At 69.1% G+C, this 18374-nt stretch carries 18 protein-coding genes and 3 pseudogenes; 12 read left to right on the forward strand and 9 right to left on the reverse strand.

Translation table 11 applies throughout. From position 1 onward, the window contains the following. Positions 1-39: 39 nt before the first annotated feature. Positions 40-159: pseudogene (locus ACFC8N_RS39565) on the forward strand (transposase); the annotation flags it as partial. A gap of 54 nt (positions 160-213) precedes the next feature. Further along, complete coding sequence (locus ACFC8N_RS39570) at positions 214-402, forward strand: hypothetical protein (protein ID WP_376293987.1); 189 nt, start codon at positions 214-216, stop codon at positions 400-402. 355 nt (positions 403-757) lie between these two features. Here ACFC8N_RS39570 and ACFC8N_RS39575 read toward each other — a convergent pair whose 3' ends face one another. Continuing rightward, positions 758-1912, reverse strand: a complete 1155-nt coding sequence (locus tag ACFC8N_RS39575) for an alpha/beta hydrolase family protein (protein ID WP_376293990.1) — start codon at positions 1910-1912, stop codon at positions 758-760. 207 nt (positions 1913-2119) lie between these two features. Here ACFC8N_RS39575 and ACFC8N_RS39580 point away from each other — a divergent pair. Then, positions 2120-2278: pseudogene (locus tag ACFC8N_RS39580) on the forward strand (helix-turn-helix domain-containing protein); the annotation flags it as partial. Between the two features lie 99 nt (positions 2279-2377). Here the strand turns inward: ACFC8N_RS39580 and ACFC8N_RS39585 are convergent. Together ACFC8N_RS39585 and ACFC8N_RS39590 are read right to left on the reverse strand one after the other, a co-directional pair. Then, complete coding sequence (locus ACFC8N_RS39585; protein WP_376293993.1) at positions 2378-2983, reverse strand: sigma factor; 606 nt, start codon at positions 2981-2983, stop codon at positions 2378-2380. 521 nt (positions 2984-3504) lie between these two features. Next, on the reverse strand, positions 3505-3909 hold the full coding sequence (locus ACFC8N_RS39590) for a hypothetical protein (RefSeq protein WP_376293995.1): 405 nt from the start codon (positions 3907-3909) through the stop codon (positions 3505-3507). A 245-nt stretch (positions 3910-4154) separates the two neighbouring features. On the opposite strand from ACFC8N_RS39590, the gene ACFC8N_RS39595 reads away from it, so the two are divergent. From ACFC8N_RS39595 to ACFC8N_RS39615, 5 genes are all read left to right on the forward strand, one after another. Further along, positions 4155-4373, forward strand: a complete 219-nt coding sequence (locus tag ACFC8N_RS39595) for a ferredoxin (protein WP_228622888.1) — start codon at positions 4155-4157, stop codon at positions 4371-4373. Next, positions 4370-5773, forward strand: a complete 1404-nt coding sequence (locus ACFC8N_RS39600; protein WP_376293997.1) for an NAD(P)/FAD-dependent oxidoreductase — start codon at positions 4370-4372, stop codon at positions 5771-5773. Before ACFC8N_RS39595 ends, ACFC8N_RS39600 begins: the two co-directional genes overlap by 4 nt. A gap of 61 nt (positions 5774-5834) precedes the next feature. After that, positions 5835-7091: a cytochrome P450 gene (locus ACFC8N_RS39605; protein ID WP_376293999.1), complete on the forward strand. Its 1257-nt coding sequence runs from the start codon at positions 5835-5837 to the stop codon at positions 7089-7091. Between the two features lie 23 nt (positions 7092-7114). Continuing rightward, positions 7115-8158 carry an NAD(P)-dependent alcohol dehydrogenase gene (locus ACFC8N_RS39610; RefSeq protein ID WP_376294001.1) on the forward strand — a complete coding sequence of 348 codons (1044 nt, stop codon included), beginning with the start codon at positions 7115-7117 and terminating at the stop codon, positions 8156-8158. A gap of 140 nt (positions 8159-8298) precedes the next feature. Then, complete coding sequence (locus tag ACFC8N_RS39615; protein WP_376294003.1) at positions 8299-8976, forward strand: HdeD family acid-resistance protein; 678 nt, start codon at positions 8299-8301, stop codon at positions 8974-8976. A 276-nt stretch (positions 8977-9252) separates the two neighbouring features. Here the strand turns inward: ACFC8N_RS39615 and mgtA are convergent, their stop codons facing one another. Continuing rightward, complete coding sequence (mgtA, locus tag ACFC8N_RS39620; RefSeq protein ID WP_376294005.1) at positions 9253-11979, reverse strand: magnesium-translocating P-type ATPase; 2727 nt, start codon at positions 11977-11979, stop codon at positions 9253-9255. 214 nt (positions 11980-12193) lie between these two features. Continuing rightward, positions 12194-13498, reverse strand: a complete 1305-nt coding sequence (locus ACFC8N_RS39625; protein ID WP_376294008.1) for a diacylglycerol/lipid kinase family protein — start codon at positions 13496-13498, stop codon at positions 12194-12196. Between ACFC8N_RS39625 and ACFC8N_RS39630 the strand changes: the two are divergent. Beyond that, positions 13455-13694: pseudogene (locus tag ACFC8N_RS39630) on the forward strand (Sua5 family C-terminal domain-containing protein); the annotation flags it as partial. The gene ACFC8N_RS39625 and the pseudogene ACFC8N_RS39630 overlap by 44 nt on opposite strands. A 272-nt stretch (positions 13695-13966) precedes the next feature. Here ACFC8N_RS39630 and ACFC8N_RS39635 read toward each other — a convergent pair. Next, a complete protein-coding gene (locus tag ACFC8N_RS39635; protein WP_376294010.1) occupies positions 13967-14608 on the reverse strand; it encodes a carbonic anhydrase in 642 nt (213 codons plus the stop codon). On the opposite strand from ACFC8N_RS39635, the gene ACFC8N_RS39640 reads away from it, so the two are divergent. Further along, on the forward strand, positions 14607-14861 hold the full coding sequence (locus tag ACFC8N_RS39640; protein ID WP_376294012.1) for a hypothetical protein: 255 nt from the start codon (positions 14607-14609) through the stop codon (positions 14859-14861). The two genes, ACFC8N_RS39635 and ACFC8N_RS39640, sit on opposite strands and share 2 nt — an antisense overlap. 154 nt (positions 14862-15015) lie before the next feature. Here ACFC8N_RS39640 and ACFC8N_RS39645 read toward each other — a convergent pair whose 3' ends face one another. Continuing rightward, the gene (locus tag ACFC8N_RS39645) at positions 15016-15663 is read right to left on the reverse strand and encodes a type III effector protein (RefSeq protein ID WP_362821060.1); all 648 of its coding nucleotides are present in this window, start codon (positions 15661-15663) and stop codon (positions 15016-15018) included. Between the two features lie 128 nt (positions 15664-15791). Here ACFC8N_RS39645 and ACFC8N_RS39650 point away from each other — a divergent pair, with 128 nt between their 5' ends. Together ACFC8N_RS39650 and ACFC8N_RS39655 are read left to right on the forward strand one after the other, a co-directional pair. Next, positions 15792-16223 (forward strand): Hsp20/alpha crystallin family protein, encoded by a 432-nt coding sequence (locus ACFC8N_RS39650; protein WP_071386621.1) that lies wholly within the window; start codon positions 15792-15794, stop codon positions 16221-16223. Positions 16224-16329: 106 nt separating this feature from the next. Further along, positions 16330-16725: a DUF2267 domain-containing protein gene (locus ACFC8N_RS39655; protein ID WP_362821061.1), complete on the forward strand. Its 396-nt coding sequence runs from the start codon at positions 16330-16332 to the stop codon at positions 16723-16725. A gap of 257 nt (positions 16726-16982) precedes the next feature. Here the strand turns inward: ACFC8N_RS39655 and ACFC8N_RS39660 are convergent, their stop codons facing one another. Both ACFC8N_RS39660 and ACFC8N_RS39665 read right to left on the reverse strand, forming a co-directional pair. Continuing rightward, complete coding sequence (locus tag ACFC8N_RS39660) at positions 16983-17882, reverse strand: YihY/virulence factor BrkB family protein (RefSeq protein ID WP_376294015.1); 900 nt, start codon at positions 17880-17882, stop codon at positions 16983-16985. A 150-nt stretch (positions 17883-18032) separates the two neighbouring features. Further along, positions 18033-18218 carry a CsbD family protein gene (locus tag ACFC8N_RS39665; protein WP_376294017.1) on the reverse strand — a complete coding sequence of 62 codons (186 nt, stop codon included), beginning with the start codon at positions 18216-18218 and terminating at the stop codon, positions 18033-18035. Positions 18219-18374 lie beyond the last annotated feature (156 nt).

Genomic DNA, 18374 nt, shown 5'->3' on the forward strand with positions numbered 1-18374 from the left:
GGACGGCTTCGCGACCATGCCGGCTACCGGGCCGTCCAGCAACTGCCGGGCATCGGCACCACCCTGGCGGCGGTGCTTGTGGCTGAGATCGGCGACGTGCACCGGTTCGCCTCCGCCGACCGGCTGTGCTCGTGGGCGGGGCTGACCCCGCGGCACTAAGAGTCCGACACCGTCGTCCGCCGCGGGTACGTCACCAAACAGGACAGCAAGCTGGTGCGCTGGGCCGTGGTGGAAGCGGTCCTGCGCGAGACCACCCCCAAGACCACCGAGGAACGGGCCCGGATCGAGGCCCGTCGCGGCGGGAACATCGCCAAGATCGCCGCGGCACGCAAGCTGCTCACACTGGTCTACTACGGGCTGCGCGACGGACAGATCCGCGCCCTGGCCCGCCAGGCAGCGTGAGCACCTCGGACGCGGCAGGCGCGCGGTCGGGCAATTGTCTGACCCCCTGCACGGCGTGGTCGCGGTTTTGATCGACCCCGCCTGTCGCACGTCGCACCGCTCCATGCGGCCCCGCGCCGCGAAGGAATGACCGGCAGCCGAGCACGGCCCTGCCGTCACCCCATCAAGGGCTGGAGAACGACCCCCACAACCGCATATCCGACGAGCAGCCCCGTCCCACCCGCCGTCACCATCCCACCGACGGTGTGCCGATCAACGCTGCCCAGAACCACTGACAGCCAACGGAAATACCCCGCTTGACACACCCGGCCCCTTCAGGAATGGCAATTACACATGGTCGCGCCTGAGCCCGTGATCAGCTTCGGCGGCGTCTGGCTGTGGGAAGGAAGCGGGTGAGCTTCCCGCGGTTCGGTGCCAGCCACTGTGCAATGTCGGTGACGACGGCATGGTCGACGTGTTGGGGCGCGTCATAGTCCGTCGGCGTGGATGGCCCTTCGCCGGGGAAGAACAGGTGGTTGTCGGCGTCGTAGATACGGATCGTGACATCCGGGCGGTGGGCGAGGCCACGCCTCCACCGTGCGAGGTCGTCGTCGACGGTCACCTGGTAGTCGCGTCGTCCTTGGAGAATGAGCATCGGTTTGTCCGTGTCGGCCGCAGCGGAGACGGGGTCGTAGCCGCGCATGTCCAGCCAGTACTGTCCTGGGAAGCCATACGGAAGGTCCTCGGCCGGCGTCGTGGCGGACAGCTCCGGGCTGTCGACACGTGCGGCCTGTTCGGCGGCGATGGTGACGGCGGCCTCGATGGCAGGGCCTGGGTTCACGGTGGATAGGTAGCGGGCGACCCGGACGGCGGCGTGATGCATCGGCTCGGCGTCCCCGGCCAGGATGATCAGGCCGGCGACGGACGGTTCGGCGGCTGCTACGCGCGGCGCTGCCTTGCCGCCCATGCTGTGGCCCAGCAGGAAGACTCGTTCGGCGTCCACGGCCGGGTGTCGGTGCAGCAGGTGGACGGCGGCGACCGCATGCGGCACGTACTCGTCCGACATGGTGAAATCGGGCGCGGAGGCGACGTCTGGGTGGGTGTGGGTCACCTTGTCGAACCGCAGCACCGCCACGCCGCGGCTGGCCAGTCCCCAGGACAGGTCCTTCAGTGGCTTGTTCGCTCCGCTGGTCTCGTCGCGGTCGAAGGGGCCGCCGCCGCTGAGGAGTACGACGCCGGGCCGCGGGCCGCGCCTGCGGGGCAGCGTCAGCGTGCCGGGCACGGCGAGTGGGTCGGTGCCGACTGTGACCTCCTGCTCGGTGAACCCGCTCCGGGCCGCGTAGGGCGGCGGTGTCCACGACGTGGTGGACAGGGGTGCGAATCGTAGGCCGTGCAGCATGCCGGTGTCGTCCACCGACATGACCACGGTCAGGCCCCCGCGTTCGCAGGTCACCGGGACGCTCACGCGGACCAGCCCCGGGTCGCGCTGTTCGGTCGTCGGTTGACCGATCTCCGAGACCGATCCTTTCATGCCCGTCTCGGTTGCCCAGGCCGTCCGCACCGTTTCCGCGGACACGACTGCTCGCAGCCGCGGGGCGAAAAGCTCTTCGATCTCGGTGAAGCGCCCGCTGCATGCCAGGTCGACGACCCGCGTCGCACTCCGTATCGGACTCGCTTCCATCCCCTGCTACCTTTCTCATTTTTTGCGAACGGTAGCAGATTGCGAGAAGGTTGGCTCATGGACACGTTGGAACTCCTGGCGCACCCCGTGCGCCTGCGGATCGTGCACGCCATGCGTGGCGGGCGGATGCTGACCACGTCCCAGTTGTGCGCGCTGGTGCCGGACGTGTCGAAGGCGATGGTCTACCGGCATGTCGACCTGCTCTCCGGGGGCGGAATCCTCGAAGTGGCCGAGGAACGGCGGGTGCGGGGCGCGGTGGAACGGGTCTTCCGCCTGCGCCAGGACCGGGCGGTCATCGACGCCGACACCGTCAAGTCACTCTCGCTCGACGATCATCGTGGCGCGTTCGCCATCGCGCTCGCCGTGCTGGCCGCCGAGTTCAATGCCTACCTCGGACAAGACCACGCCGACCCGGCCGCGGATCTCGTCGGCTACCGGCAGCATGCCGTCTGGCTCAGCCGCGACGAACTCCACGAGCTGATCAGTGAGCTGCGCAGCGCGATCGCCCCCCGGCTGGCCAACCAGCCCGCAGGCGACCGCGCGCGGTACTTGCTCAGCCCGATCCTCTTTCCGATCGAGGAACCGCCCAGAGACTCGGCCACCGCCTGAAACGCCGGCAACTCGAAGATGCCAGATCGCCGAGAACCAGCGCGCGACGGCCTTGCCGCGCCCGGGGTCGTAGCGGTCGACGGCCTTGACCAGTCCGAGGGCCGCGACCTGGCGCAGGTCCTCGTAGCTTTCCCCGCGGCCGCGGAAGCGGCTCGCGATGCGGTCGGCCATCGGCAGCCAGGCCCCGACCACCTCCTCACGGAGGGTGTCCTGCTGGGGTCCCGGCGGCAGGGTGGCCAGTCGGCGGAACGCTTTGTCGGTGTCGGGGGCATCCCCGTGCGGACGGCGTTGCGTGCTCGTCTGGGTTTGCATGGTGCATCGCAACTCTCATGTCCGGTGGATCGATGATCACCGTGGAATCGCGACCGCGTGGGCCACGGACGTCCACACGCCGGTGAGTATCTGGTCGGTCATCTCCTCGCCCGGGAAAGCGGACAGGCGGCGTGCTCGACCGCCACCAGGAGTGCGCCGCCCCTGGCCACCGGGTACGGCACGCGAACACGAGATTGAGGAGTTCGTGCTTGACCGCGGCGAGTGGGGTATATGCGTCCGTGTCGGCGGGGTGGCGCAGCAGCGCGAGCCGGGCCAGCCGGTGGAAGAGATCGCGGTTGCGGTCCTCGGGGCCGAGCACGATGGCGGCGGCTGCGATGCTCAGCCCGGCGCACCCGACGGCCAGCGTCCACCACGTCCGCCGCAGACGTGTGTCCGGCCACGGACCTGCCGCCACGACCACCGCAACGCAAGCGGCCAGATACGCGCCGGCGGCCAGCCGGCATCCACCAGCGCGCCCCGCCCCGCCAGCACCTGCGGCCATACGCCTGGACTGCTACGCGTCATGGCCAGGTGGGTGACGGGCCACGAAAGCACGCGCCCAGCGCCGCTGCGGGCACGATCCGGAGAATCGCGTCGCCCCGCCGCCGGGCGACCAGTACGCCGACGGCCACCACCGGCGCGACGACAGCGACCACCTGCACCGCCCGACGACACCATCGCGCAATCCCGGCGGTAGCGCGGTCGCCGCATCGAGCAGCCCCTTGCTGCATCCTGCGGGTGGGTGCGAGCGCCGCGACGGCCGGCAGCACTGCCACCACCAGCACGGCGCCGGAGACGAGCAGCCGCGACAGATCGGCTGCCTGGCGCACCTGGCGCGGCGGCGGAGCGTCGATCAGCGGTGCCGACCGTTTGCGATCGTCGGAAGGCGGGACGAGTATTTTTAGGGCGCGACGACCGGGGTCCACCTGATGTCGACGCTGTCGATGTACCGCCCCGTTCCAGCTGTGACGCTCACAGCTGACAAGCGTCACCGTGAACGCTGCGGCGCAGCGAACAGGACCGAACCTGCTCAGTCGGTGGCCGCGGCCCAGGCGACGAGTGGGACATCCAGCCCGGTCGCCTCACGGGAGGGTTGAGAACCGCCCCATAGCTTCATGACCGAGTCGATGGTGGCAGTGGGGGCGGTAGGCAGAACGGAAGGAGTCTGCCCATGCGGATCGTCGTGGACCTGAATCGATGCCAGGGATACGCACAATGCGTGTATCTGGCGCACGAGGTCTTCAGGTTGAACGGTCAAGAGGCGCTCACCTATGAGCCGAACCCCGATGACGCGCGGCGCCTGCAGGTCGAGCGAGCCGCTGCGGCGTGCCCAGTGCAGGCGATCGTCATCGACCGCTTGGACGGCGCGGAGCGGGGCGAGACGTCATGACCTTGCGGGCAACGGTCGCGGAGCTGGTGCGCGAGTTCCGGGCCAGCGGCCGGATCGTCATCGTGGGTGCCTCTCTGGCCGGGCTTCGGGCCGCGGAGACCCTGCGTGAGGAGGGCTTCACCGGTTCTTTGACCATCATCGGGGACGAGCCGTACGAGCCCTACGACCGTCCCCCGCTGTCCAAGCAGGTGCTCAAGGGCTGGGTGCCGGCCGACCACACCAAGCTGCCCCGCATACGAGAAGTGGATGCGGACTGGCGGCTCGGGGTGGCCGCCGTCGCGCTGGACCGGGTCACCAAACAGGTGCACCTGGCCGACGGTGAGCAGGTTCCGTACGACCGGTTGCTGATCGCCACGGGCACCCGCGCGCGACAGTGGCCGAACCCGGCCGAGGCCGCCCTGGACGGGGTCCATACGATTCGCTCGCGTGATGATGCCGCGCAGCTGCAGAAGGCGTTGGCCGAGTCGCCGTCGCGGGTCCTGGTCATCGGCGCCGGATTCATCGGCTCGGAAGTGGCCTCTGTCTGCCGGGAGCTCGACGTCGCGGTGACCGTCGTCGAGCGGGGTTCGGCGCCGCTGGTCGGCGCGCTCGGTGGGGTGATCGGGGAGATCGCCGCGCAGATGCAGCGTGATCACGGTGTGGACCTGCGCTGCGGGCTGGGCGTGTCGTCACTTGAGGGCGACGCCGCCGGACATGTGCGGCGTGCCGAGCTCTCGGACGGATCCACCGTCGACGCCGACGTGGTGGTGGCCTCGCTGGGGTCGATCCGCAACGTGGAATGGCTGGAGGGCTCTGGGCTGGCGGCCGGTTTCTGGGGTGTCGGGTGCGATGCCGGTGGCCGTGCCTTCGACATCAACGGGGTGGTAACCGACAGCATCTACGTGGCGGGTGACGTGGCCCGTGCGCCGCATGTGCTGTACGAGTACCAGTTCCTGGCGATGGAGCACTGGGACAACGCCGTTCTGGGCGCCGAGGTCGCGGCGCACAACATGGTGAACCTCGAGCCCCACTATCGCCCCCATCTGCTGCTGCCCGGCTTCTGGTCGGGTCAGTTCGGCATCAATATCAAGTCCGTCGGTGTGCCGCCGTTCGGTGACGAGATCGTCTTCACGCAGGGGTCTGTTGCAGAGCGTCGTTTCGCAGCGGCTTACGGTCACCGGGGTCGCATTGTCGCGGCCGTGACCTTCGATCACGGCAAGTGGCTGGAGTACTACGGAAAGCTGATCGAGCAATCTGGTCCGTTCCCGCCTCCGCCGCCGGGCTGGGACCAGCCGTCCGACACGAAGCCGATGCCGGCCGAGTTTCCGGACCCGAGGGTCCCGACGGCGATCCCCGACGTCGTCCTGACCGGACACGCCCCGAGCGAGCGGACGGCTGAGTTCCGGCCGCGCCGTCACTGACGCGCTCGTCGGGGCGAGCGTGTAGGCGGACAGCACCGACAGGAAGAAGGAGGGGAGCCTCGTGGTCGAGGAAACCCCCTGGCAGCAGGCCCTCCGCTACGCCAACCGCGCCAACCCGTACCCCTTCTACGAGGAACTCCGCAAGACACCGGTGGCGCGGCAGCCGGATGGCACCTATGTCGTCAGCACCTACCGGGAGATCGTCGCGCTGCTGCACGACCCCCGGGTCAGTTCGGACCCACGAAAGTGCCCCGCCCCGGCCGCGGCTCAGGCAGAGAGCTCCGCGGAGCCGATCAGGCAAGTGCTGAACGAGCCGAACATCATTACCTGCGATCCACCCGAGCACGATCGGGATCGACGGACGATGATGCCGCACTTCGTCGGCCCGCCTCCTTCACCTCACTTGATCTCCGACCTGGAGCCCGAGATCCGCCGCATCGTCGATGGACTCCTCGACGACATGAAGGGCAAGAAGCGGATCGACGCCGTCGACGACTTCGCCTACCCCCTGCCGGTGACGGTGATCTGCAAGGTCTTGGGCGTGCCGCTGGAGGACGAGCCACGCTTCCACCAGTGGATCGAGACCGCCCTGGACGCTTTGGACTTCGGCCCCGAGGCCACCTCCGAAGAGATCCGAAGCCGCCAGGCCGGGGGCCGACAGGCCGTGCGGGACTTCGGGCAGTTCGCAGCCGAGCTGCTCGACCGGTACGCCCGGCAGCCCGGCCCGGGCATGCTCTCGGCGATGGTGAACGAGGACGGCCCGGAGGGACGGATGTCCAAGGGCGTGCTCGTGAGCAACGCCCTGCTCCTGATCTTCGCGGGACACGAAACCACGGTCAATCTCATCGCCCACAGCGTCCTCACCCTGCTGCGCCACCCCGACGCGTTCGAGAAGCTGCGGCGCCGGCCCGAGCTGATCGTGCCCGGGGTGGAGGAACTGCTGCGCTTCGAGTCGTCGGTGCAGTTCTGGCACACCCGCTCCGCCCTGGAAGACATCGACATCGCCGGCACCACCATCCCCAAGGGGGCGCCGATCTTCCTGGCGTACGGCTCGGCGAACCGCGACCCGCACCGTTTCACCGACCCCGACGAACTCGACCTCGAACGCCCCAACAACCAGCACCTCGGATTCAGCCAGGGCATCCACTTCTGCTTCGGCGCTCCTCTCGCCCGGCTCGAGGTCCAGATCGCGGTCGGCGAGTTCATCCGCCGGGTGCAGAACCCCCGGCTCGTCGAGGACCCGCCGCCGTACCGGCACAACCAGATCTTCCGCGGCCCGCGCCACGTCCTGGTCGACATCGACGGCATCCACGACTGACCCAGTGCGTGTAAAGGATCGCTATGCAGGCTTTTCAACTCGTCGGTTGGCGGCAGCCGCCCGAGCTGCGAGAGGTGCCGGTGCCCGAGCCCGGGCCTGGGCAGGTCCTGGTGAAGGTGGGGGGTGCCGGTGCATGCCATTCCGATCTGCACATCATGCAGGCCCCCGCACCGCTACCCGGCTTCACACATCTGCCCTTCACGCTCGGCCATGAGAACGCGGGATGGGTGCAACGGCTGGGGCCCGGTGTTACCAGGTTCGCGCCGGGAGACCCTGTGATCGTCTACGGCTCCTGGGGCTGTGGGGTGTGCGCCAACTGTCGTCAGGGCCGGGAGAACTACTGCCAGAACCTCCGTGGTCAGGGCCCGGGCCTGGGAGGGGGGCGCGACGGCGGAATGGCCGAGTACCTGCTGGTCCCGGCGGCGCGACACCTCATTGCGCTGGGCACCCTTGACCCCCGCCAGGCCGCCCCGCTCAGCGACGCCGGACTGACCAGCTATCACGCCGTCAAACGCTCGCTGCACCTGCTGGGACCGGGCTCGACCGCCGTCGTGATCGGGGCCGGCGGCCTGGGCCAGATGACCATCCAGATCCTGCGCGCGCTCAGCGCGGCGACCACCGTTGTTGCCGTGGACACAGACGCCGACAAGCTGGAAACCGCCAAGCGCATGGGCGCCCACGAAGCACTGCTCTCGGGCGACGAGACGATCGCGCGCATCAAGGACATCACGGCGCAACAGGGCGCTCAGCTCGTGCTGGACATGGTCGGCATAGACCCGACGCTGCGGATGGCCGCACAGGTGGCCAGGACGCTCGGCCACCTGACCATCGTCGGCCTCGGCGGCGGAGCCCTGCCCGTCAACTTCTCCAGCCCGCCGCACGAGTGCTCGGTAGCCTCGCCCTACTGGGGCTCGCTCACCGAACTCATGGAAGTGATCACCCTCGCCCAGCAGGACAAGATCAAAATGCTGGTCGAGCGCTTCCCCTTGCAACGCGCCGGCGAGGCCTACCAGCTCCTGCACGACGGCAAGATCCAAGGACGCGCCGTCATCACCCCCGACGCATGAGTACCGACGTGTCAACCCGAACGGGACAGCAGGACATGCGCCACAAAGCCCGCCCTCTCCGCCGAGCGACATGAGGCCGAACGGGTGACGATGGAAATAGACGGATGTGACGACGCTGCTCCGAGAAGGAGGCAGGTGCCATGACAGTTCCTTCACACTCCTCCGGGCCCGTTTCTCCGCGCGGCACCGAGCCGCAAGAGGGCCCCCTGACCGAAGGCATGGCAGCCCTGGCGAACATGGGCTGGCAGATCCTGCTCACCCTGGGCCTCGCCACCATCGCCCTGGGCGTCATCGCGCTGGTCTGGCCCGGTGCGACGCTTCGCGTGATCGGCGTGCTCTTCGGCGTCTACCTGCTTGCCACCGGTGTCTTCCAACTCGCCGCCGCCTTCGGCACCCACGTCCCCCGGCATCTTCGCGTACTGCACTTCATCACCGGCGCGGCCTCCATCCTGCTCGGACTGATCTGCTTCAGGGGCCCCCTTGAGTCGATCTTCCTGCTCGCCCTGTGGATCGGCTTCAGCTGGCTCCTGCGGGGCACCCTGGAGACGATTGCCGCAGCCTCCGACCAGACCATGCCGGCGCGCGGCTGGCACGTGGCCTTCGGCATCATCGGCACTATGGCCGGCATCGTGATGATCATCATGCCGTTTGCATCCATCGCGACACTCACACTGGTGGTGGGCGTCATGGCCATAGTTCTCGGCCTGACCGAGGTGGTCCGCGCCATCAGGACACGCGTCGAGATCGGCCATCTTGCTCCCGGCACAGCCACGCAGCGGCGCCCTCTGTTCCACGCGCGTGCGCACCCCCAGCACTGATCGGCCGGCGGGGGCGTTCTCGAGTATCGGCCCATCAGGGCCGTACTCACGCTCCACCCGAGTCAGAGGAGTGCAGAAGCGTCGAACTCCTCCCGGTCCCGGCCACGAAAAGCATGCATAGCGCATGAACGGCTCAAGTGGACGGACAGGCTCGGCGAGCATGCGTTTGTTGGGCCTGCCTTGCGCGGGCGGATCACCGACTGCGTCGGCCGTAGAAGCGCGACCGGCCGGAAAATTGCGGATTCGTACGGCGGACGGATGCAGGATTCCGGCGGATCACGCAGATGGGGTCCGAGGAACGGGCGAGTGGGAAGACACGGCCGCGCCCGTCGGGTGTGGACCCTCCACCGGCGGAGGGCGGAGGGCTTGCCGGTGGGGCAGGCGGGTGACGGTGCTGAACCGTGCTGCACGGCGGCGCAGATGCCGGTGGCCGGGAGCGGGTTCGGGGCGACCCCGTGGACCCGTGGTCCGGTAGAAGATCCGTTTGCCGAGCTCGACGAGGAGCAGGTAGACGATGACCATGACGGCCACGGCGGCGAAGAAGGCGGTCGGCAGTTGTTGGAAGCCCAGGACGTGGGCCAGGGGAGTGGCCGGCAGGACGGCGCCGAGGGCGACGACTCCCAGCGCGGTCAGTGTCAGAGGCAGACTGGGGCGACTGCGCCAGAACGGTATGCGGCGGGTACGGATGGCGAAGATCACCAGAGTCTGCGTGGCGAGGGACTCCACGAACCAGCCGGTGTGGAACTGGGCGGCGTCGGCGTGGAAGACGCCCAGCATCACGGCGAAGGTGACGAAGTCGAACAGGGAGCTGATCGGCCCGAAGCAGATCATGAAGCGCCGGATGAAGGCGATGTCCCAGTGCGCGGGGCGGCGTACCTGCTCCTCGTCGACCTCGTCGGTGGGGATGGCGAGCTGGCTGGTGTCGTAGAGAAGGTTGTTGAGCAGGATCTGGGAGGGCAGCATCGGCAGGAAGGGCAGGAACAGTGAGGCTCCGGCCGCACTGAACATGTTGCCGAAGTTGCTGGACGTGCCCATCAGGACGTACTTGATGGTGTTGGCGAAGATGCGTCGCCCCTCGGCGACCCCGTCGGCCAGAACATCGAGGTCCTTCTCCAGCAGGATCACGTCGGCGGCGTCCTTGGCCACGTCGGTGGCCGAGTCCACCGAGATGCCGACGTCGGCGGCGTGCAGCGCGAGGGCGTCGTTGACGCCGTCGCCGAGGAAGGCGACGTCTCCGCCGGTCTTCCGCTGGATGCGCACGATGCGAGCCTTGTGCTCGGGGCTGACCCGGGCGAAGACGGTTGTGTCGTGGATAGCTGTGGCGAGTTGCTCGTCGTCCATGGCGTCCAGGTCGGTCCCGGTCAGCACGGCGGCGTCGGTCAGCCCCAGGTCGCGGCAGACCTTGGCGGCGACCGTGGGGTTGTCCCCGGTTACGATCTTCACCGTGACGCCGAGCGCGTCCAGCCGTCCCAGCGCCTCGGCCGCGTCGGGTTTGGGCGGGTCGAGGAAGACCAGCAGACCGGCCAGACGGAGGTCCCGCTCGTCGGCCTTACTGAGTGCGGTGGCCGGGTGAGCGGGCCGGGTCGCCACCGCGACGACTCGGTTCCCGGCGGCGAACTCCGCGTCCAGCGCCTCGCGGATCGGCCGGGGGACCTCTGCGCAGCGTTCCAGTACCGTCTCCGGAGCGCCCTTGGTGATGAGCAGGGTGTCACCGGCGGGATCGGTGACGGTGACGGTGACCATCCGCCGCTCGTGGTCGAAGGGCAGGACGCCGGCCAGCTTCCAGCCGCTGAGCAGCGGGCGCTGGGCGGTGGCGGCCGGTGAGTCCCACAGGGCGTCGTCGAGCGGGTTCCCGCCTACCGGCCGGCCTTGGCCGTCAACGTCCGATTCGGTGCACAGCAGTCCCCGGCGCAGCACTTCCTCCGCCGACGTGCCGGGGACGGGTACGGCCCGCATGAAGTCGATGCGGCCCTGGGTGAGGGTTCCGGTCTTGTCGGTGAACAGCACATCGACGTCGCCGAGGTCCTCGATGCACACCAGCCGCTTGACCAGCACCTTGCGCTGGCTCATGCGCCGGGAGCCGGCGGCGAGGCTGGTGGAGACGACCGCGGGCAGCAGTTGCGGGGTGATGCCGACCGCGATGGCAAGGGAGAACAGCAGTGCGTCGATCAGCGGCTTGTGCAGTGCGACGTTGATGATGAAGATCGACGTGGTCAGTGCCCCGGCGACGTAGACCAGGAGCATGGAGAAGCGGCGCAGCCCCACCTGGAACTCGGTCTCCAACTGGTGTCCGCTCAGGCCGGCGGCGATCTTCCCGAACTCGGCTTCGGCACCGGTGGCGACCACGACACCGCGGCCGGTTCCGGAGTGCACCACCGTGCCCATCAGGGCGCAGCCGGACAGGTCCGCCAGCGCCGTTCCGGCTGGCACGGCAGCGGTGTCCTTCGCGACCGGCAACGACTCGCCGGTCAGCACCGACTCGCTGCACTCGAGCCCGGCTGCCTGAAGCAGCCGTAGGTCCGCGGGCACGATGTCGCCGAGCCGCAGCTCGACCACGTCACCCGGGACCAGAGCGGTGACCGCCACCTCCTGCGGTCGCCCGTCGCGCAGTACGACCGCGCGGTGCTGGATCTTCGCGTGCAGCGACTGGGCGGTCTTCTCAGCCCGGAACTCGTTGACGAAACCCAGGCCGACGGAGAGCGCGACGATCACCGCGATGATCACGGCGTCGCTGCGCTCCCCGACGAAGTACGACACGACGGCCGCGGCCAGCAGCAGGCCGAGCAGCGGGGACCGCAGCTGATGCCACAGCACCAACCACGCCCGAGCTCGGTGGGAGTGGACGGCGTTCGGGCCCCAGCGCTTCAGTCGTCTTGCCGCCTCCTCCGACGACAGGCCGCCTTCCGGCACCTGGAGATCACGGAGCACCTGCGCGGTGGGCAGGGCGGCCGCCGAGACGGCACGCCCCGCGGCCATCGGCCTCGCCCCGACAGTGGTCACCATCAGCGCCCACCGCCCGGGCGGTGGGCGCTCCACAGAGGCGAACACGTCCGCGCACAGCCGGACGAACGTCCGGCAGCGCTGAGCGGACGGGGGGACGGGCCCGCACACAGATCACCTGACAGCGGCCTCACCATCTCACCTTCCACCTTTAGCCGCCACGCCCCAATGGGCCTTCGGGCCCTGTCTCCGCTGCCCACTGTGCGACCTGCTTCGGTCAAGCGGTGTGACGGCCATGAAACCGCCCGACAAGTGAAGCAGCCCGCTGGGCGACGGACCATCCCGGCGGTCGCCATCCGGTGGGCGCGATGCCCGGCCGATGGCGGGGAACCCATACCCGAAGCGTCCGGGGACTGATCCGGCACCGCACGGGAGTGCGCAGGGTGACGGCTTCGCCGTCCAGCCCGACGGGGACGACCGGGGGATCGGCGTGGATGACGACGTCGTCGGGTGTCGCCAGACGGGTCAGTCCGTGCATCTGCCCGCTTCGCAGCCTGGCGGCCGTTTCGGCGGGGGTCTCCGCCCTGGCGGCCAGTACTCCCAGGAGCCCGGAGTCGAGCTGCGCACGCCTGTCGAGCCCGGCCGGGTCGTCGATCTGGTAGGGGTTGTTGCTCACCAGTACGGCGTCCGGCCGGTCCACGGTGAGCAGCCCTGTGCGTACCACCAGCTCCGGACCCTGGTGGTGGGCCAGGAATTCCGGGAGGATCCGTACCATCGTGCCGATCTTGTCCTCCCGGTAGGCGGGGTCCTGCACCAGGGCGGCGTACGCTCCGAACGACACGTTGTTGACGAACGCCCGCTCGCCTGCGTACCCGAGATCCACGCGCAGCTCGACGCCGTCCCTGAGGGCCTCCAGCGCGGCCGAAGGGTCCTCACGGTCCAGACCGAGATCCATCGCGAAGTGGTTGCGGGTGCCCGCCGGAATGACCATGAACGGCAGGCCGCTCTCCGCGGCCACCTCGGCGACGAGCGCCTGCGTGCCGTCTCCCCCGGCGACCCCGAGCAGATCCGCACCGTCGTCCACGGCGCGTCGCGCGACAGTCGCCAGGTCCTGGGGCAGGGAATGATCGATCAGGAAAACCTGAGCTCCGAACGCACGGGCGCGTTGCGCGATCCGGAACCGGCTCGCCTTCCCTCCCCCTGAATGCGGGTTCACGATCAGATAGGGCCGTCGTGCGCCGGTCGCCGGTCGCGACGCGTTCTCAGTCACGGCATGTACCGGCAAGCCGCATGCATCAGCCCGGCGCACATCACAGGCGACAGCAGGGCTGCCCCGATCACACCCTCGGCTGGCGGCGCCGTCCCCCACCGGGTCGACGCTCCGGCGATCCCACGTGTGGCCACCGCCACCACGACACTTCCTTCGACAGTTGCGGCCTACGGCACCAGCTTGCAGCGTGGCCTGAGCATTCGCACCTGGGACGTGCCTGGTCGACCCGCCACCCCCGTTAAGTCCACCGTGCACGGACCGATCCCCGGGACACCAGGTGGGCGTATTCCTTCCCCCGACCTTCGCCGGCACTGCGGTGAAGGCGCACGCTTTGGTGAAGGTCCCCAGCTCTCTCGCCGCCTACGCGCGCGGGCTGTACGGGTTCCTGCGCGAACTCGACCAGCAGGGATGCGACCTCATCATCGCCTCCCTGCCGACGGAGGAGGGACTAGGACTGGCGATCGTCAACCGGCTTCGCCGCGCCGCGGGGCCACGGTCTACCGCGTGACCGGCGCCGGGCGCCGTGCTCTCACTGCTCTTGGAGACGGGGCGGGGCGGGTTGGGGACGGGTTCGGCTGAGCGGCCACCGTTCTGGCAGGCCAGGCACAGCTCGTGCCGCCCGTCGTCGGTGACGACCGTTCCTCATCCCCGGCACACCTCGCAGCCCGCGGCCCGCGCCAGATCAGGGCGGGGGACGGTGCTGGGCGCGCGCCTCATCCACGTACATAGGCGTGTCCTGCGGCCGCGGCACATCGCGCTGAGCAGCCACGGCCGGGGCGGTCAGGACGCGGCGGGGACTGTGGCGTCGAGGCCGCGGGCGGCGACGAGCTGTGCGCTGCCGTCGGCTAGGCGGTAGTGCAGGCCCACCACGGCGGCCTGCCCGGCGGTGACCTTGTCGGCGAGGACTCGGGAGCGGTCCAAGAGCAGGTCGGCGGTGTGCCTTATGTGCTCGGCGAGGATCTGATCGGGCTCGACCTTTCCGGCGGCCCGCGCGGCCAGCACGCTGGGCGTCACCCGCTCGACGACGTCCCGGACGTATCCGGCCGGTGTCATGCCGTCCTCCAGCGCGGCGCACGCCGCGCCGACCGCGCCGCACGAGTCGTGACCGAGGACCACGACCAGCGGGCAGCCCAGCACGTCTACGCCGAACTCGATGCTGCCCAGCACCTCCGGGCCCATGACGTGGCCGGCGGTGCGCACCACGAACAGGTCGCCCAGGCCGCGGTCGAAGATGATCTCGGCGGCCAGCCGGGAGTCGGAACATCCGAACAGCACGGCGAAGGGCTGCTGGGACGGTGCAATCTCGGCGCGGCGGGTAGCGTCCTGGTTCGGGTGCTCGGGGGAGCCCGCGACGAAGCGCTGGTTACCGGCCAGCAGCAGCTCGAAGGCGTCACGGGGCGTCGGAGTCTTGATCTCTGCCATGGCCGAAGCCTACGAGTCGGATCACTCGTTGGCAGTGCGTGGATGCTCACAACGCTGGTGCGGAGCCTTTTGCGGCTTCGCTGGGGCGTACCGGCTGCCGCCCGAGTCGGATAGTCCCAACAACGCCGACGTGCATGAACGCACGGCGAAGCGGCCGGCGTCGTGGAGCAGACGCCCGGTGATAGCCGCCATCACGGTGGCCACCGTGATCCTCGCGGTGGTGTCCGCCGTGGTAGGTGACCTGCCCAGGTGAGCGTCCATGGGCTGTTTGGAGAACTGGTAGTGCGGAGCCGGCGCGCCGCAGCCAGCCGGTCACAGTCGTCCGCGCCGTGCCCGGACATCCTGACAGCGCCTCCCGGCAGCAGATCCCTCTCGGCGCCGACAGCTGTACCGGTCAAAGCACCGGCTCAGTCGGAGGCGGCGGAGGTGGTGTCGGTGAGGGCGTCGAGTCGGGAGGCGAGGTCGGGGCGGAGGTGTGTCAGGTAGGGGCGAGTGGCGTTCAGGGGGCGGACGAGGGCGGCGGGATCGTCTTGGGCGAGGGCCGCGTCGAGCTGGCTGACGGGGCCGCGGGCGGCGGCGGGGAGTTGGGTGAGGGCGGTGATCTGGCCGGCGATGCGGCGCAGGTCGGCGGCGTTGCGGCGGGCCCAGGCGGTGAGGGCGCGGTCGGCGGCGCGGCGTTCGCGGGTCGCCTGGACACGTTGTTCGCCGGTGGCGCCGGCGGGACCGGGCCGGCCTCGCAGGTAGCGGCGTTCGGCGGCCTGGCGGCTGGCGACGCCGAGCGGGTGGGCGAGGTCGGCCCAGCTGGCGCCCGCGGCGCGGGCTGTTTCGATCAGGCCGTTCTCCCAGCCGGCGAGCTGCTCGCGAACCTGCCGCAGCAGCAGCAGCGAGGCCAGGGCCTGCTCCGGCTCAGGGCCGGTATCAGGGGCGTCGGAGGTCGCTTGCCGGGCAGCCTCCAGAGCGTCGTCTATGGCGTGCAAGGCCGCGGCGGCGGCGAGGAACGAGGTCGGGCTGCGACCGTCGGTGCTGGAAGAGGCCGGGTGGTCGGCTGCTGCCATGGGCACCTCCTTCAAGCGTGTCGTCCGTTCGATGACACCATGTTTGTCATCCATTGGATGACATGTTACAACGGTTTCAGTGAAGCGCATTGGCAGCAACTGCCCGAACCTTCTGGAGGTGTTTCACGATGTTGATGCGCACCGACCCCTTCCGTGAACTCGACCGGCTGGCTCAGCAGATGATGGGTCCGGGCACCTGGTCGCGGCCGTCCGCGATGGCGATGGACGCCTACCGCGAGGGTGACGAGTACGTGGTGGCCTTCGACCTGCCGGGCGTCAGCCCCGAGGCGATCGACATCGACGTCGAGCGGAACATGCTGACCGTCAAGGCCGAGCGCCGACCCGTGGCGAAGGGCGACGACGTGCAGATGGAACTCTCCGAGCGGCCCCTGGGCGTCTTCTCCCGCCAGATCGTGCTCGCCGACACCCTCGACACCGAGCACATCACGGCCGACTACGACGCCGGGGTGCTCACCCTGCGCATCCCGATCGCCGAGCGTGCCAAGCCCCGCAAGATCTCCATCGGCGTCGGATCCGGCCGCAAGGAGATCTCCGGCTGAATCGGCAGGCGACAGGGGCCGATCAGCAGCGCAGGGCGGGCATCTCCCCCTCACCCGCCCTCCGCACCCACCGGAGCACAGAAGCCGAAGAAGGGCGGCGGCCGACGTGACCCTGCGAATCGAAGCGTTCCTCGACCAAGTCAAGGAACGCGGCGAGTACGAAAACGAGCAGGAAGCAGAACGCGCAGCCCGCGTGGTCCTCGCCCTGCTCGGCGCACACCTGGTCGGCGAGGTACGCGCCCAGCTGGCGGCGCGCCTGCCGGAGGCCTTCGCCCTGATCCTGCTCAATCCGCTGCAAAGCGCCGAACCGCTGCCGCCGGAGCGGTTCGTGCGGGCGACGGCGGCCTGGATCGAGGGGGCCACCGAGCAGACCGCAGCCTGGGACGTCAGCGCCGTCCTCAGTACGGTCGCCGACGCTGCCGGGGACGACCTCCTCAAGCAGATCCTGCTTCAGCTCCCCGCAGGCTACGACCTGCTCTTCGGGCGCCCCCAGCCCACCTGACCATCCCACTCCCGGTGTCCGCGCAATCCGTGCGGACACCGGCACCCCAGCGAGAGAAAGGCAGCGGTGGAAGCCACCGCAAGGGACTCAACAGCTGAAACCGGAGCCGATCCCTTCGCAGGTCACTTCCAGGGCACAGGCAGATGCCCGGGGGCCTGCCGCATCCCGGCACCGATGTCTCGTTTGACGGGCCGCTGGTGACTACTGGCACAGGGTTAAGCTGGTACATACCCGGCGTACCTTCATAAAGCAGACGATCAGCTGGGAGACTGTGGGGTCGCCGACGCTGAGGCAGTAATCGCAGTCGACCGATGCGGGGCGGGTTTCGCCAGCTCTACGTTGAACTGAGCGCCGATCAAGAGGGCCAGGTTGGACAGCCACAGCCAGATGAGAAAGACCACCACGCCCGCCAGCGAACCGTACAGGCGGTGGTAAGTGCTCACGTGCGAGGCGTAGAGGGTGAAGCCGAGGGAGATGGTCAGCAGAAGCACGATCGCCAGCCCACCACCCGGCGCCGTTTTCCGCACCCGTCTCGAGGGGGCGGGACCTGACCGGTAGAGCACCAGGACGAGGGCAACCGCCACCGCAGCCAGAACGGGCCAGCGCAGCGCGTCCCACGCGGTCTGAGGCACGGTGCCCAGGTTGAAGGCCCGGCCCAGGCGCCTGGCCAGGCTCCCGCTCACCAACAGCGCGAGAGTCGTGGTGAGCAGGAGGCTGATCAGTACGATCGCAGTGATGATGATGCGCGGGGCGGTGCGCCATACCGGCCGGTGTGCGTTGGCGTGGTGGATCGCGTGCAGGGCCCTGCGGAAGACACTCAGATAGCTGCAGCCCGACCACAACGCCCCGACGGCGCCGAGGAAGACCAGCATCCATGCCGCGGACGACTGTTCGGCCATCTGCAGAAGAGCACCGCGCAGCAGCCCGCGGGAGGTGACCGGGACGACCCCCGTCACCCGGTCGATCACCTCAGGCGTCGTAGTGGGCATGGTCAGCCCCAGAACCGAGAGAATCACCAACAGGACGGGGAAGAGGGCGAGGACGGCGTAGTAGGTCAGAGCGGCGGCCCAGTCGGTGACGTCATCGTTCCAGACCGCCACCGGTGTGCGGCACAGCGCCGCCCACCACTCTTGCTTACGACCGTCAGTATCATCCATGATCGTCTACTCCCCACAGGAATGACTGGGCATCCTCACAACTGCCTCGCCGGTCCGCTGCCGCGCGCGACTCCGATGTCGAACCGGGGGCAGCGCGGAAGGCGGGCCGCAGCTCGATGAGCCATGACCCGCCTTCGTCAGGAATGCAACTCAGTCCCTGAAGAGGTCCTTCGCCGCATCCTTGGCTTTCTCGCCGGCCTGTTTGACGTCGCCTTCGACCTGGTCGGCCTTGCCTTCTGCTTGCAGGCGTTCGTCGCCGACCGCCTTGCCGAGTGCTTCCTTTGCCTTGCCCTTCTTCTTGTCGCCGGTGTTGTCGGCCTTGTCCGCAGTGCTCATCGAAACCGTCCTCCTCAGCCTGCGCTCCTCGCGGTCCCAGCTCCTCTACCCGCGTCGCCTCATGCGATGTCCGCTCCGCGCCCGGACCACCGACGCTGCCTCCCCACCGACGACGCGCCGGTAACAGACGCACCACGGCTTCCACACCCCACCGTC

The sequence above is a fragment of the Streptomyces sp. NPDC055966 genome (assembly GCF_042269865.1).
Lineage (GTDB): Bacteria > Actinomycetota > Actinomycetes > Streptomycetales > Streptomycetaceae > Streptomyces.

Excerpts from the sequence above, each read along its gene's own strand:
- ACFC8N_RS39660 (WP_376294015.1), bottom strand. The coding sequence starts at position 17,882 with ATGGATGATACTGACGGTCGTAAGCAAGAGTGGTGGGCGGCGCTGTGC.
- ACFC8N_RS39640 (WP_376294012.1), top strand. The coding sequence starts at position 14,607 with ATGGCCGAAGCCTACGAGTCGGATCACTCGTTGGCAGTGCGTGGATGC.
- ACFC8N_RS39615 (WP_376294003.1), top strand. The coding sequence starts at position 8,299 with ATGACAGTTCCTTCACACTCCTCCGGGCCCGTTTCTCCGCGCGGCACC.
- ACFC8N_RS39665 (WP_376294017.1), bottom strand. The coding sequence starts at position 18,218 with ATGAGCACTGCGGACAAGGCCGACAACACCGGCGACAAGAAGAAGGGC.
- ACFC8N_RS39595 (WP_228622888.1), top strand. The coding sequence starts at position 4,155 with ATGCGGATCGTCGTGGACCTGAATCGATGCCAGGGATACGCACAATGC.
- ACFC8N_RS39645 (WP_362821060.1), bottom strand. The coding sequence starts at position 15,663 with ATGGCAGCAGCCGACCACCCGGCCTCTTCCAGCACCGACGGTCGCAGC.
- ACFC8N_RS39635 (WP_376294010.1), bottom strand. The coding sequence starts at position 14,608 with ATGGCAGAGATCAAGACTCCGACGCCCCGTGACGCCTTCGAGCTGCTG.
- ACFC8N_RS39650 (WP_071386621.1), top strand. The coding sequence starts at position 15,792 with ATGTTGATGCGCACCGACCCCTTCCGTGAACTCGACCGGCTGGCTCAG.
- ACFC8N_RS39585 (WP_376293993.1), bottom strand. The coding sequence starts at position 2,983 with ATGCAAACCCAGACGAGCACGCAACGCCGTCCGCACGGGGATGCCCCC.
- mgtA (WP_376294005.1), bottom strand. The coding sequence starts at position 11,979 with ATGGTGACCACTGTCGGGGCGAGGCCGATGGCCGCGGGGCGTGCCGTC.
- ACFC8N_RS39575 (WP_376293990.1), bottom strand. The coding sequence starts at position 1,912 with ATGAAAGGATCGGTCTCGGAGATCGGTCAACCGACGACCGAACAGCGC.
- ACFC8N_RS39610 (WP_376294001.1), top strand. The coding sequence starts at position 7,115 with ATGCAGGCTTTTCAACTCGTCGGTTGGCGGCAGCCGCCCGAGCTGCGA.
- ACFC8N_RS39600 (WP_376293997.1), top strand. The coding sequence starts at position 4,370 with ATGACCTTGCGGGCAACGGTCGCGGAGCTGGTGCGCGAGTTCCGGGCC.